General features: G+C 56.1%; 12 protein-coding genes. 7 read left to right on the top strand and 5 right to left on the bottom strand.

The genetic code is table 11. The features are described 5' to 3' along the window. Positions 1-206 precede the first annotated feature (206 nt). Positions 207-992, bottom strand: coding sequence for a zinc ABC transporter permease subunit ZnuB (znuB, locus tag ABLV75_RS24220; protein ID WP_004103384.1), 786 nt, complete (start codon positions 990-992; stop codon positions 207-209). Then, positions 992-1,744: a zinc ABC transporter ATP-binding protein ZnuC gene (gene znuC / locus ABLV75_RS24225; protein WP_004103383.1), complete on the bottom strand. Its 753-nt coding sequence runs from the start codon at positions 1,742-1,744 to the stop codon at positions 992-994. The genes znuB and znuC overlap by 1 nt, the downstream gene beginning before the upstream one ends. A gap of 78 nt (positions 1,745-1,822) precedes the next feature. Between znuC and znuA the strand changes: the two genes are divergently transcribed. The 3 genes from znuA to lpxM all read left to right on the top strand — a co-directional run bounded on the left by znuA (position 1,823) and on the right by lpxM (position 5,197). Next, positions 1,823-2,767 (top strand): zinc ABC transporter substrate-binding protein ZnuA, encoded by a 945-nt coding sequence (znuA, locus tag ABLV75_RS24230; protein ID WP_016808309.1) that lies wholly within the window; start codon positions 1,823-1,825, stop codon positions 2,765-2,767. A gap of 15 nt (positions 2,768-2,782) precedes the next feature. Next, a complete protein-coding gene (mepM, locus tag ABLV75_RS24235; RefSeq protein WP_004103381.1) occupies positions 2,783-4,105 on the top strand; it encodes a murein DD-endopeptidase MepM in 1,323 nt (440 codons plus the stop codon). Positions 4,106-4,222: 117 nt separating this feature from the next. Further along, entirely contained in the window at positions 4,223-5,197 is a 975-nt protein-coding gene (lpxM, locus tag ABLV75_RS24240) for a lauroyl-Kdo(2)-lipid IV(A) myristoyltransferase (RefSeq protein WP_004103380.1), read from the top strand. A gap of 71 nt (positions 5,198-5,268) precedes the next feature. Here the strand turns inward: lpxM and pyk are convergent, their stop codons facing one another. After that, positions 5,269-6,711: a pyruvate kinase gene (gene pyk / locus ABLV75_RS24245; RefSeq protein ID WP_004103379.1), complete on the bottom strand. Its 1,443-nt coding sequence runs from the start codon at positions 6,709-6,711 to the stop codon at positions 5,269-5,271. Positions 6,712-6,836: 125 nt separating this feature from the next. After that, positions 6,837-7,706: a MurR/RpiR family transcriptional regulator gene (locus ABLV75_RS24250; protein ID WP_004103378.1), complete on the bottom strand. Its 870-nt coding sequence runs from the start codon at positions 7,704-7,706 to the stop codon at positions 6,837-6,839. Between the two features lie 361 nt (positions 7,707-8,067). Here ABLV75_RS24250 and zwf point away from each other — a divergent pair, with 361 nt between their 5' ends. From zwf to ABLV75_RS24265, 3 genes are all read left to right on the top strand, one after another. Beyond that, positions 8,068-9,543, top strand: a complete 1,476-nt coding sequence (zwf, locus tag ABLV75_RS24255; protein WP_004103371.1) for a glucose-6-phosphate dehydrogenase — start codon at positions 8,068-8,070, stop codon at positions 9,541-9,543. 220 nt (positions 9,544-9,763) lie between these two features. Continuing rightward, entirely contained in the window at positions 9,764-11,575 is a 1,812-nt protein-coding gene (gene edd / locus ABLV75_RS24260) for a phosphogluconate dehydratase (RefSeq protein ID WP_004103369.1), read from the top strand. A 37-nt stretch (positions 11,576-11,612) separates the two neighbouring features. Beyond that, positions 11,613-12,254, top strand: a complete 642-nt coding sequence (locus tag ABLV75_RS24265; protein ID WP_004103368.1) for a bifunctional 4-hydroxy-2-oxoglutarate aldolase/2-dehydro-3-deoxy-phosphogluconate aldolase — start codon at positions 11,613-11,615, stop codon at positions 12,252-12,254. Positions 12,255-12,307: 53 nt separating this feature from the next. Here the strand turns inward: ABLV75_RS24265 and purT are convergent, their stop codons facing one another. Continuing rightward, positions 12,308-13,486: a formate-dependent phosphoribosylglycinamide formyltransferase gene (gene purT, locus ABLV75_RS24270; protein WP_004103366.1), complete on the bottom strand. Its 1,179-nt coding sequence runs from the start codon at positions 13,484-13,486 to the stop codon at positions 12,308-12,310. 135 nt (positions 13,487-13,621) lie between these two features. Here purT and ABLV75_RS24275 point away from each other — a divergent pair, with 135 nt between their 5' ends. After that, on the top strand, positions 13,622-13,984 hold the full coding sequence (locus tag ABLV75_RS24275; RefSeq protein WP_004103364.1) for a YebG family protein: 363 nt from the start codon (positions 13,622-13,624) through the stop codon (positions 13,982-13,984). The last annotated feature ends 143 nt before the right edge of the window (positions 13,985-14,127 follow it).

The raw sequence follows: 14,127 nt of genomic DNA on the forward strand, positions 1-14,127 counted from the left end.
CCTTGTCGGTGTTTAAAACAACAGACCGCAAGGGTCGGTAGCCCGGCTAAGCGCAGCGCAAGCCGGGGAAATTGTTGGAGGGGTATTGCGGTTGATGACCCGGCTTGCGGCGTGAACGCCTCAGCCGGGCGACAAAGTCCGCAGACAGCTGTGACCCCATAGCAATCTGCCGAGTTTTGATGGCGGTTGAGGCGGGCGCATAAGCGTCAGGCGGCCCGCTTCTTGCTCATGCTGATGATAAACAGCACCGCAGCGCACAGCACCACGGAAGGCCCGGCTGGCGTGTCGTAAAACGCTGAAAAGGTCAGTCCGCCGGTGACGGCAATCATCCCCATTCCTACCGCAATACCCGCCATTTGCTCCGGCGTACGGGCAAAGCGACGCGCCGTGGCTGCGGGAATAATCAGCAAAGACGTAATGATCAGCGCCCCGACGAACTTCATCGCCACGCCGATGGTCAGCGCGGTGACCAGCATCAACAGCAGTTTAACCCTTTGTAGCTTAACGCCGTCAACGAAGGCCAGATCCGGACTAATGGTCATCGATAGCAGATTACGCCACTGCCAGAGCAGGATCGCCAGCACGATCGCTACGCCAATCGCGATGGATATTAAATCCTCCGGTGTAACCGCCAACAGGTCGCCAAACAGATAGGCCATCAGATCGACGCGCACGTTCGACATCAGACTGACTACCACCAGGCCCAAAGACAGCGCGCTGTGGGCCATGATACCGAGTAGCGTATCTACCGCCAGATGAGGACGTTTTTCCAGCCATACCAGCCCGCCCGCCAGCAGCAACGTCACCACGATGACCGCATAAAAAGGATTAACGTTCAGCAGCAAACCAAAAGCGACGCCGAGCAGAGAGGCATGGGCCAGGGTATCGCCAAAGTAGGACATGCGGCGCCAGACGACAAACGACCCCAGCGGACCCGCCGCACAGGCGAGCATCATCCCGGCCAGCCAGCCGGGGAGCAGTAATTCAATCATTAACGGTCATTTCCCCGACGCAGTACAATCCGCCCCTGCAGGTCGTGGCGGTGATTATGATGATGGCGATAAATACCCAGCTGTTCCGCGCCGCGCTGGCCGAACATTGAGATAAATTCCGGATGCATGGAGACCACTTCCGGCGCGCCGGAGCAGCAGATATGCTGATTGAGACACAGTACTTCATCGGTTTTCGCCATCACCAGGTGCAGGTCGTGGGAAACCATCAGCACGGCACAATCAAGCTCCTGGCGCAGCTGATTAATCAGATCGTACAGCGCCACCTGACCATTCACGTCAACGCCCTGCGTTGGCTCGTCGAGCACCAGCAGCTGCGGTTGATTGAGCAGCGCGCGCGCCAGAAGTACCCGCTGAGTCTCGCCGCCAGAAAGCTTTTGCATAGGCGCGTCAATCAGATGACCGGCCTGCACGCGCTTCAGCGCCGGCAGTATGTCGCGCTTGTGCGTTCCCGGCCGCAACAGCATAAAGCGGCTGACGGTGAGCGGCATCGTGGCATCAAGGTGCAGCTTTTGCGGGACATAGCCTATCCGCAGATGTCCCTCGCGTTTGATAACCCCTTCTGTAGGTGCTACCAGCCCAAGAACGACTCTGACGAGGGTCGATTTACCGGCGCCGTTGGGGCCCAGCAGAGTTAAAATTTTGCCCGGCTTAAGCGTGAGCGAAATGTCAGACAGCACGCGCCTTTGGCCATAGACGACCGCGACGTTTTCCAGAGTTACAAGATTTGTCATATCAAATTAGAGGTTGCACAAGCCAGTGAATGTTATAATATCACATCTTTCTCATTCATTACGATGATTAGACGCATTATGTTACATAAAAATACGCTTCTTTGCGCTGGACTTAGCGCCGCTTTTTTGTTCGCTCATGCACCGCTGGCAAGCGCCGCGGTCGTCACCTCGCTTAAACCGCTGGGCTTTATAGCATCAGCCATTGCTGATGGGGTAACAGAGACCCAGGTACTGCTGCCTGACGGGGCATCGGAGCATGATTATTCACTGCGTCCATCGGATGCAAAACGCTTACAGAACGCAGACTTAGTGGTCTGGATTGGTCCAGAGATGGAGGCGTTTATGGATAAGTCAACGCAAAGCATTGCGCCGAACAAAAAGGTGACGATTGCCGAGCTTGACGGCGTGAAACCGTTACTCATGAAAGGCGTCGACGACGACGATGACCATCACGGTCACGATCATGGCGCCGGGGAAAATAGTGACGACGATCACCATCACGGCATCTATAACATGCATCTATGGCTTTCCCCAGAGATAGCGCGCCTTTCGGCGGTTGCAATCCACGATAAATTATTGGAACTTATGCCGCAGAGTCGAGCCAAACTTGACGCCAACCTGAAGGATTTTGAGGCAAAATTAGCCGCAACCGACAAGCAGGTTGGGACCGAGCTGGCACCGCTGAAAGGGAAGGGGTATTTCGTTTTTCATGACGCCTACGGCTACTTTGAAAAACACTACGGTTTGACCTCCTTAGGTCATTTTACTGTCAACCCTGAAATCCAGCCTGGTGCGCAGCGTTTACACGAAATCAGAACACAGCTGGTTGAGCAAAAAGCAACTTGCGTTTTTGCTGAGCCACAGTTCAGGCCAGCGGTTATAGAAGCTGTTGCCAGGGGGACGTCCGTGCGCATGGGAACCCTGGATCCACTTGGAATCGGAATTAAGCTGGGTAAAGAGAGTTATCCGCAATTCCTGAGCCAGATGGCAAATCAGTATTCAAGCTGCCTGAAAGGAGAATAACGAGGAAGTGAATACGTGCAACAGATAGCCCGCGCTGTCACTCAGGCATTTAACAATCTGCCACGACCTCACCGCGTTATGCTGGGGTCGCTTAGCGTTCTTACCTTAGCGGTCGCCGTCTGGCGACCCTACATTTACCACCATCCCGAAACGGCTCCCATCTCCAGAACCATCGAGCTGGAACAAAGCGAAATTCGTTCTCTGCTGCCAGAGGCCTCGGAACCTATCGATCAGGCGCCTCAGGAAGAAGAAGCCATCCCTCAGGATGAGCTGGATGATAAAGCGGACAGCGATTCCGGCGGCCATGAATATGTGGTGTCGACCGGGGATACGCTCAGCAGCATTCTTAATCAGTACGGTATTGATATGGGCGATATCGCCCGGCTCTCCTCGGTGGATAAAGAGCTGCGTAATCTGAAAATCGGCCAACAGCTCTCCTGGACGCTGACGGCGGATGGCGATTTACAAAGCCTGACCTGGGAGATGTCGCGCCGCGAAACCCGTACCTACGACCGGGTGGCCAACGGTTTCAAAATGAGCAGCGAGCTGCAAAAAGGCGACTGGGTCAATAACGTACTGAAAGGTACCGTGGGCGGAAGCTTTGTCGCCAGCGCTCGCGATGCCGGCCTGACCAGCACCGAAATTAGCGCGGTGATCAAAGCCATGCAGTGGCAGATGGACTTCCGTAAGCTGAAAAAAGGCGATGAGTTTTCCGTACTGATGTCGCGTGAAATGCTGGACGGTAAGCGTGAGCAAAGCCAGCTGCTTGGCGTACGCCTGCGTTCGGATGGCAAAGACTATTACGCGATCCGCGCTGAGGATGGCAAATTCTACGATCGCAACGGTACAGGCCTTGCGAAGGGCTTCCTGCGTTTCCCGACCGCCCGCCAGTTCCGCGTCTCATCAAACTTTAACCCGCGTCGTCTGAACCCGGTCACCGGCCGCGTCGCTCCGCATCGTGGCGTCGATTTTGCGATGCCGCAGGGCACCCCAGTGCTCTCGGTTGGCGATGGCGAAGTGGTAGTGGCTAAACGTAGCGGTGCGGCAGGTTATTACGTTGCCGTCCGCCACGGTCGTACCTATACCACCCGCTATATGCACCTGCGTAAGCTGCTGGTCAAACCCGGGCAGAAGGTGAAACGCGGCGATCGCATCGCGCTGTCGGGCAATACCGGCCGTTCGACCGGTCCGCATCTGCATTATGAAGTGTGGATCAACCAGCAGGCGGTTAACCCGCTGACGGCGAAACTGCCGCGTACGGAAGGGCTCAGCGGTTCTGACCGTACCGATTTCCTGGCGCAGGCCAAACAGGTGATTCCGCAGCTGCGGTTTGATTAACCTCACGCCAGTTAAAGCCGGTGCCTTCTGCGCGCCGGCTTTTTCTTTTGTACGTTACTCCACGTATCGCTAAACTAACCCATTATCTTTACTGAGCGGAAATTCTGCGGATTGGGCATGGAAACGAAAAAAAATAATATTGAGTTTATTCCAAAATTTGAAAAATCCTTTTTACTGCCGCGCTACTGGGGCGCGTGGTTCGGCGTTTTTGCCTTCGGCGCCATTGCCCTGACGCCCGCGTCTTTCCGCGATCCGATCCTGGGTAAACTGGGGCGTTTTGTTGGTCGTCTGGCAAAGAGTTCGCGCCGCCGGGCGCAAATTAACCTGCTGTACTGCTTTCCGGAAAAAAGCGAGCAGGAACGTGAAGAAATAATTGATGCCATGTATGCCTCCGCGCCGCAGGCGATGGTGATGATGGCCGAGTTAGGCCTACGCGATCCGCAGCGGATTCTTTCCCGCGTCGACTGGCAGGGCAAAGAAATTATCGATGAGATGCAGCGCAACAACGAGAAAGTTATCTTCCTGGTTCCTCATGCCTGGGGAGTGGACATCCCGGCGATGCTGATGGCGTCCGGCGGGCAAAAAATGGCGGCGATGTTTCATAACCAGGGCAACCCGGTATTCGATTACGTCTGGAATACCGTGCGTCGTCGTTTCGGCGGTCGTATGCACGCGCGCAACGACGGCATCAAACCCTTCATTCAGTCGGTACGTCAGGGATACTGGGGCTACTATCTGCCGGATCAGGATCACGGGGCCGAACACAGTGAATTTGTTGATTTCTTTGCCACCTACAAGGCGACGCTCCCGGCAATTGGTCGTTTAATGAAAGTATGTCGCGCCCGGGTTGTCCCGCTGTTCCCGGTTTACGATGGCGAAACGCATCGCCTGACGGTGCTGGTGCGCCCGCCGATGGACGATCTGCTGGAAGCGGACGACAATACCATTGCCCGACGGATGAATGAAGAGGTAGAGATTTTCGTTAAGCCGCATACCGAGCAGTATACGTGGATCCTTAAACTACTCAAAACGCGCAAACCCGGCGAAATCGAACCGTACAAGCGCAAAGAGCTGTATCCGAAGAAGAAATAGTCCGCGTAGACGCTGCGGGCAAAAAAAAACCTGCCGACAACTGCCGGCAGGTTTTTTTATGGCGCAGCAAATTACTCGACGGTCAGAATACGGGTGGTGTTGGTGCTGCCTATGGTGCTCATTACGTCGCCCTGAGTGACGATAACCAGGTCACCGGTCACCAGATAGCCTTTATCACGCAGCAGCGTTACCGCATCGTGCGCGGCGGCGACGCCGTCGCTTGCGCTATCGAAATAAACCGGAGTCACGCCGCGATACAGCGCAGTCAGGTTCAGCGTACGCTCGTGGCGAGACAGCGCGAAAATCGGCAGGCCGGAGCTGATACGGGAAGTCATCAGCGCGGTACGCCCGGATTCCGTCATGGTTATGATAGCGGTGACGCCCTTGAGGTGGTTCGCCGCGTACATAGCCGACATCGCAATGGCTTCTTCAACATTATCGAACTGAACGTCCAGACGGTGTTTGGAGACGTTGAGGCTGGGGATTTTTTCCGCGCCCAGGCAAACGCGCGCCATCGCGGCAACGGTCTCAGACGGATACTGGCCCGCGGCGGTTTCTGCAGACAGCATGACGGCGTCGGTACCATCCAGCACGGCGTTCGCCACGTCCATCACTTCGGCGCGGGTTGGCATCGGGTTGGTGATCATCGACTCCATCATCTGCGTCGCGGTAATGACCGAGCGGTTGAGCTGACGAGCGCGGCGGATTAATGCTTTCTGGATGCCGACCAACTCCGGGTCGCCAATTTCTACGCCGAGGTCGCCGCGGGCTACCATGACAACGTCGGAGGCCAGGATCACGTCATCCATCGCGTCCTGATCGCATACCGCTTCCGCACGCTCTACTTTGGCCACGATTTTTGCATCGCAGCCCGCATCGCGCGCCAGACGACGCGCGTAGTTCAGGTCTTCGCCGCAGCGCGGGAAGGAGACGGCCAGATAGTCGACGCCGATTTTGGCGGCGGTGATGATGTCTGCTTTGTCTTTTTCAGTCAGCGCTTCGGCAGAGAGGCCACCGCCCAGCTTGTTGATACCTTTGTTGTTAGACAATGGTCCGCCGACGGTGACTTCGGTGAACACTTTCATGCCCTGAACTTCCAGGACTTTCAGCTGCACGCGCCCGTCGTCCAGCAGCAGGATATCGCCAGGAACCACGTCAGCCGGCAGGCCTTTATAATCGATGCCGACTTTTTCTTTATCGCCTTCGCCTTTACCCAGGTTCGCATCGAGCAGGAATTTATCACCGATATTGAGGAAAATTTTGCCTTCTTTGAAGGTAGAGACGCGAATTTTCGGCCCCTGAAGGTCACCGAGAATAGCGACATGACGGCCCAGTTTTGCCGCAATCTCACGGACTTTATCCGCACGGAGCTGGTGATCTTCCGCGGTGCCGTGAGAGAAGTTCATACGTACCACGTTAGCGCCTGCGGCGATAACCTTTTCAAGGTTGTTATCGCGATCGGTAGCCGGGCCTAAGGTGGTAACGATTTTGGTTCTGCGAAGCCTTCTGGACATGTAATACTCCGTTGACTGAAACAACTTTGGTGTTGCGTGAACATGGATTCGGTAGCGCCAGCGAGCAAAGTCGCTATACCGGAACATTACCGACGTTGTAATAGGATACTGCTTTGTTTCTACTTTTATTGGTCATTACTGTGTAAGCTGAGCTCTTTATCAAAGCGCGATTCCTTCAGCGCTTCCTTGACCCTCTTCAAGTTATCTCTGAATTTCGCTCCCCGACGAAGGGTAAAGCCGGTTGCCAGTACGTCAATCACCGTCAGCTGCGCTAAGCGGGAAACCATTGGCATATAGATATCGGTATCTTCCGGGACATCCAGCGTAATGGCCAGCGTCGACTCGCGGGAAAGCGGGGTGCCCGGCGAAGTAATGGCGATCACCATCGCATCATTTTCGCGCGCCAGCTGCGCCAGCTCTACCAGGCTTTTGGTCCTGCCGGTATGCGAAATAATCACCACCACGTCATCGTCATTACAGTTCATACAGCTCATGCGTTGCAGGACGATGTCGTCGGAATAAATCACCGGCACATTAAAGCGGAAAAATTTGTTCATCGCATCGTGGGCGACGGCTGCCGATGAGCCCAGGCCGAAGAAGGCGATTTTCTTGGCCTGAGTGAGAAGGTCCACTGCCCGGTTGATCGCTGACATATCGAGAGAATGATGGACCTGATCTAAACTGGCCATAGCCGATTCAAATATCTTACCCGTATAGGACTCAACGCTGTCGTCTTCATCGACGTTGCGGTTAACATAGAGGGTACCGTGCGCCAGGCTTTGCGCCAGATGCAGTTTGAAATCCGGGAAACCGCGGGTTTCCAGACTGCGGCAGAAACGGTTGACCGTAGGCTCGCTGACGCCGGCTTCCAGCGCCAGGGCAGCAATACTTGAATGAATGGCCTGCGCGGGGGTTGCAAGAATGACTTCCGCCACTTTGCGTTCAGATTTGCTAAGGTGTTCCAGTCGGGACTGGATTTTTTCCAGCATATTCATGGGTAATCAGGCGCTCATCAATGGAAACGATTTCATTAATGGGTGAAATCATCAGGCGTTTTAGCAAGAATATACCCCTCCGTAGTCGGAAACGGTGAGGAATGACTTTAAAATATGTTGTTTTTTTTCATTACATGATCAGAGTCGTATTTTACTAACTGATAATCGGTCGAAACAACGAACAATACTAGCCGCATGCCCAAAAACTCAGCCCATATTTTCCTCCCTGTGCGATTTAGCCGCGGGAACGGGAGCGGAGGGTTTCGGGAAATTCGTAAACACAGTACGATGCAGTGAAAGAAAATTACAAATACAACTATAGCCTGGCATAAGCACCGGGCTATCAACTAAGGAGAATGACATGGCGGTAACGCAAACGGCCCAGGCATGCGATCTGGTCATTTTCGGCGCGAAGGGTGACCTGGCGCGACGTAAATTGCTGCCTTCCCTGTATCAGCTTGAAAAAGCTGGCCAGATCCACCCTGATACCCGCATCATCGGCGTCGGGCGTGCCGACTGGGATAAAGACGCTTACACCAAGGTAGTGCGTGAAGCGATGGAAACCTTCATGAAGGAGAAAATTGATGAAGGTTTGTGGGAGACCCTGAGCGGGCGTCTGGATTTTTGTAACCTGGATGTCAACGATACCAAAGCGTTTACTCGTCTGGGCAAAATGCTCGATCAGAAAGAGCGGGTGACGATCAACTATTTCGCCATGCCGCCAAGTACCTTCGGCGCGATTTGTAAAGGCCTGGGCGAAGCGAAGCTGAACGCCAAGCCGGCCCGCGTGGTGATGGAAAAACCGCTGGGTACCTCGCTTGAAACGTCCCGCGAGATTAACGATCGGGTGGGCGAGTTCTTCGAGGAGTGCCAGGTCTATCGCATCGACCATTATCTGGGTAAAGAGACGGTGCTGAACCTGCTGGCGCTGCGCTTTGCTAACTCGCTGTTCGTCAATAACTGGGATAGCCGCACCATCGATCACGTTGAGATCACCGTAGCGGAAGAGGTAGGCATTGAAGGTCGCTGGGGCTACTTCGATCAGGCCGGGCAGATGCGCGACATGATCCAGAACCACCTGCTGCAGATCCTGTGCATGATCGCCATGTCCCCGCCGTCGGATCTGAGCGCCGACAGCATCCGCGATGAAAAAGTGAAGGTGCTGAAATCTCTGCGCCGCATCGACCGCACCAACGTGCGTGAAAAAACGGTGCGTGGTCAGTACACCGCCGGCTTCGCGCAGGGCAAAAAAGTGCCTGGCTACCTCGAAGAAGAGGGGGCGAATAAATCCAGCCATACGGAAACTTTCGTGGCCATCCGCGTCGATATCGACAACTGGCGCTGGGCGGGCGTACCGTTCTACCTGCGCACCGGTAAACGTCTGCCGACCAAGTGTTCTGAAGTTGTGGTGTACTTTAAAACGCCGGAACTCAACCTGTTCAAAGAGACCTGGCAAGAGCTGCCGCAGAATAAGCTGACCATTCGTCTGCAGCCGGATGAAGGGGTGGATATTCAGGTACTTAATAAAGTTCCTGGCCTTGACCATAAGCACAATCTGCAAATCACCAAGCTGGATCTGAGCTACTCAGAAACCTTTAATCAAACCCATCTGGCGGATGCCTATGAGCGTCTGCTGCTGGAGACCATGCGCGGTATCCAGGCGCTGTTCGTCCGTCGCGACGAAGTGGAAGAGGCGTGGAAGTGGGTCGATTCTATCACCGAAGCCTGGGCTGCCGATCGCGATTCGCCGAAACCTTATCAGGCGGGCACCTGGGGGCCGGTTGCCTCCGTGGCGATGATCACCCGCGATGGTCGTTCGTGGAATGAATTTGAGTAATCGCCAGCTCCTCCGTCAGGGTTATTTTACCGGTAACATGATCTGACGCAGCAAGTCGCGTAATTTTTAATCTTTTAAGCCCCGGAGGATTCACCCCCGGGGCTTTTTTTATTACACTGGCTGCAGATATTTTGCCCCTGAGCCCCAGTACTTGTGCCTTGAGTCCCAAAAAGTACCGCTAAAGCGCTGCGGCCGGACAGATGAAATTTGAGGAGCCTTTATGAATTCTGAAATGTTACGGGTAACAAATCGCATCATCGAACGTTCGCGCGCTACCCGCGAAGCCTACCTCGCGCGGATTAACCAGGCCAAAACTGACACCGTTCATCGCGCCCAGCTGGCATGCGGTAACCTGGCCCACGGTTTCGCCGCCTGCCAGGCGGATGACAAAGCCTCGTTGAAAAGCATGCTGCGCAATAACATCGCTATCATCACCTCCTACAACGATATGCTTTCCGCCCACCAGCCCTATGAGCGCTATCCGGAGATTATTCGCAAAGCGCTGCACTCCGCGAACGCGGTAGGCCAGGTCGCAGGGGGCGTTCCGGCGATGTGTGATGGCGTTACGCAGGGACAGGACGGAATGGAGCTGTCGCTGCTCAGCCGCGAAGTGATTGCCATGTCCGCGGCGATTGGTCTGTCGCACAACATGTTTGACGGCGCGCTCTATCTCGGGGTCTGCGATAAAATTGTTCCCGGCCTGGCGATGGCTGCGCTCTCCTTCGGCCATCTGCCGTCTATCTTTATTCCTTCCGGTCCGATGGCCAGTGGCCTGGCAAATAAAGAAAAAGTGCGCATTCGCCAGCTGTATGCGGAAGGCAAAGTGGATCGTATGGCGCTGCTGGAGTCCGAAGCTGCGTCTTACCATGCGCCTGGCACCTGCACCTTCTACGGCACCGCCAATACCAACCAGATGGTGGTTGAGTTTATGGGGATGCAGCTGCCCGGATCGTCATTTGTGCATCCGGATGCGCCGCTGCGCGAAGCGCTGACCGCCGCCGCCGCCCGCCAGGTGACTCGTCTGACCGGCAACGGTAATGAGTGGATGCCGCTGGGCAAAATGTTTGATGAAAAAGTGGTGGTTAACGGGATTGTCGCGCTGCTGGCAACCGGCGGCTCCACCAACCACACCATGCACCTGGTGGCCATGGCGCGGGCGGCGGGGATCATCATCAATTGGGATGATTTCTCCGATCTCTCTGACGTGGTGCCGCTGCTGGCGCGTCTCTACCCGAACGGCCCGGCGGATATTAACCACTTCCAGGCGGCTGGCGGGGTACCGGTGCTGGTTCGCGAACTGCTGAAAGGCGGACTGCTGCATGAAGATGTTCACACCGTGGCCGGCTTCGGCCTCTCTCGCTACACCCTGGAGCCCTGGCTTAATAACGGCGAACTTGACTGGCGCGAAGGGGCGACCGCTCCGCTGGACGAACAGGTTATCGCCACCTTTGACAAACCGTTCTCTCGCCACGGCGGCACCAAAGTCCTGAGCGGCAATCTCGGCCGCGCGGTGATGAAAACTTCCGCCGTGCCGGTTGAAAACCAGATTATAGAAGCCCCGGCGGTCGTCTTCGAGAGCCAGCATGATGTGCTGCCTGCCTTTGAAGCGGGCCTGCTCGACAAAGATTGCGTGGTTGTCGTCCGCCATCAGGGGCCAAAAGCGAACGGCATGCCAGAATTACATAAACTTATGCCGCCACTTGGTGTATTATTGGACCGCCGTTTCAAAATCGCGCTGGTGACCGATGGTCGACTCTCCGGCGCGTCAGGCAAAGTACCATCGGCAATCCACGTGACGCCTGAGGCGTACGATGGTGGCCTGCTGGCGAAGGTACGCGATGGCGATATCATCCGCGTCAATGGTCAGACGGGCGAGCTAACGCTGATGGTCGATGACGCTGAGCTGGCCGCGCGTCAGCCCCATATTCCTGACCTGAGCGGTTCGCGTGTGGGAACCGGCCGGGAAATGTTCGGTGCGCTGCGTGAGAAACTCTCCGGAGCTGAACAGGGCGCAACCTGCATCAATTTTTAAGACGATTCGATTTATAGATCTGGCGAGAGAAAATCTGATGAAAAACTGGAAAACAACTGCAGAAGCAATCCTCACCTCCGGCCCGGTTGTACCGGTAATCGTGGTGAAAAAGCTGGAACACGCTGTGCCAATGGCGAAAGCGCTGGTTGCAGGCGGCGTACGCGTACTGGAAGTCACCCTGCGTACCGAGTGTGCGATGGACGCTATCCGCGCAATCGCCAAAGAAGTCCCGGAAGCGATCGTCGGTGCCGGGACCGTCACCAACGTTGAGCAGTTGAAAGAAGTGACCGAAGCGGGCGCGCAGTTTGCTATCAGCCCGGGCCTGACCGAATCTCTGCTGAAAGCGGCGACCGGTGAAGGCACCATTCCGCTGATCCCGGGGATCAGCACCGTATCCGAGCTGATGCTGGGTATGCAGTATGGCCTGAAAGAGTTCAAATTCTTCCCGGCTGAAGCGAACGGCGGCGTGAAAGCGCTGCAGGCGATTGGTGGTCCGTTCGCGCACATTCGTTTCTGCCCGACTGGCGGCATCTCTCCGGCAAACTATCGCGATTATCTGGCGCTGAACAGCGTACTGTGCATCGGCGGTTCCTGGCTGGTTCCGGCGGATGCGCTGGAAGCCGGTGATTACGACCGTATCACCAAACTGGCTCGTGAAGCGGTAGAAGGCGCGAAGTAATCTTCGCGCGCTTACCCGAGGCCCGGTCTGCAGTCCATGCGACCGGGCTTTTTTTATCCTTCGACGACGACCGCTGAAGCCGCCGCTTTAGCCCGCGCAACCGCTTCTTCGACGTTATCGGCTATCGCCAGTGTTACGCCCAGGCGACGTGAGCCGTCAATTTCCGGCTTACCGAACAGACGCAGCTGCAGACCCGCGCCGACCGCTGCCTGGAGGTTGCTGAAGGTGACGTTCTGGCTGCTCATCTGCGGCAGAATGACCGCAGAGGCCGCCGGGCCGTACTGGCGAATCGCGCCAATCGGCAGGCCGAGAAAGGCGCGGACGTGCAGGGCGAACTCGGATAAATCCTGCGAAATCAGTGTGACCATACCGGTATCGTGCGGGCGCGGCGAGACTTCGCTAAAAATCACCTCATCGCCGCAGACGAATAGCTCAACGCCGAACAGGCCGTAACCGCCCAGCGCCAGCACCACCTGACGGGCGATGTCCTGCGCGCGTTCCTGCGCCAGCGCGCTCATCTGCTGCGGCTGCCAGGATTCACGATAGTCGCCATCTTCCTGGCGGTGGCCGACCGGCGCGCAGAAGTGCACGCCGTCCACGGCGCTGACGGTGAGAAGGGTAATTTCAAAATCAAAATTCACCACGCCTTCAACGATAACGCGACCGGCCCCGGCACGGCCGCCCTGCTGCGCATACTGCCAGGCCTCAGCCAGCTGTTCGTGGGTACGAATAAAGCTCTGGCCCTTTCCCGATGAGCTCATTACCGGCTTGACGATGCACGGCAGTCCTGTCTCGGCGACGGCCTCGCGGAAGGCGGATTCGCTGTCGGCAAAACGGTAGGCGGAGGTCGGCAGCTTCAGTTCCTCAGCGGCCAGGCGGCGGATCCCTTCACGGTTCATGGTGAGCTTCGCCGCGCGCGCGGTAGGGACGACTTTTTGCCCGGCCTGTTCCAGCGCCACCAGGGTATCGGTGGCGATGGCCTCGATTTCCGGCACGATAAAGTCAGGCTTTTCCTGCTCAATCAGCGCTTGTAAGGCTTCGCCGTGCAGCATATTAATGACGTGTGAGCGGTGCGCGACCTGCATGGCCGGCGCATCAGGGTAACGATCGACGGCGATGGTCTCAATTCCCAGGCGCTGGCATTCGATGGCCACTTCTTTACCCAGCTCGCCGGAACCTAACAGCATAACCTTTGTTGCCGCAGGGCGCAGCGCCGTACCTAATACAGTCATAACTCTCTTCCGCAGTAAAAAAACATGCGCCGCATTATAAACGAAAACGTTTGCGCATGTCTTTATGTGCATCATTTGAGTTCGCGGAAGAAATTTGATATACTGTATAAAAACACAGTACTGAGAGGCTGCATCATGGCGGTTGAAATTAAATATGTAGTGATTCGTGAAGGTGAGGAAAAAATGTCTTTTGCCAGCAAAAAAGAGGCCGATGCTTACGACAAAATGCTCGATCTGGCGGAAGTACTGAACGGCTGGCTGGTTGAGTGCCCGCTTACGCTCGATGAAGAGCAGCGCGATAGCATGGCGATGTGGCTTGCCGAGCGCAAAGACACCCTCAACCATATTCTGCGTTCCGGTAAGCTGCCGGAAGCTGAGGGCAGCGCCGATGCGCCAGCCGCGCGCGCAGAAGAAGCAGAAGAGGGTGACAAACCCGAAGAGGTCGTCGAATCGGCAGCCTCGGCACCGGCCAGGCCGCGCAAAGCGAAAGCCGCCTGAGCCATGCTGCCGCCGACACTCGTTCTGGCGGTTGGCTCCCGCGCCGCGCGCCCGGCGCGACATTTGCTCATCTTTAGCTGACGATAACGTTTCCTGACGCCGCGTCGTTTAGGCTGGTGGTATCGCTTATCGCGCAACGAGGA

This window comes from Klebsiella sp. CN_Kp066 (assembly GCF_040065135.1).
GTDB lineage: Bacteria > Pseudomonadota > Gammaproteobacteria > Enterobacterales > Enterobacteriaceae > Klebsiella > Klebsiella oxytoca.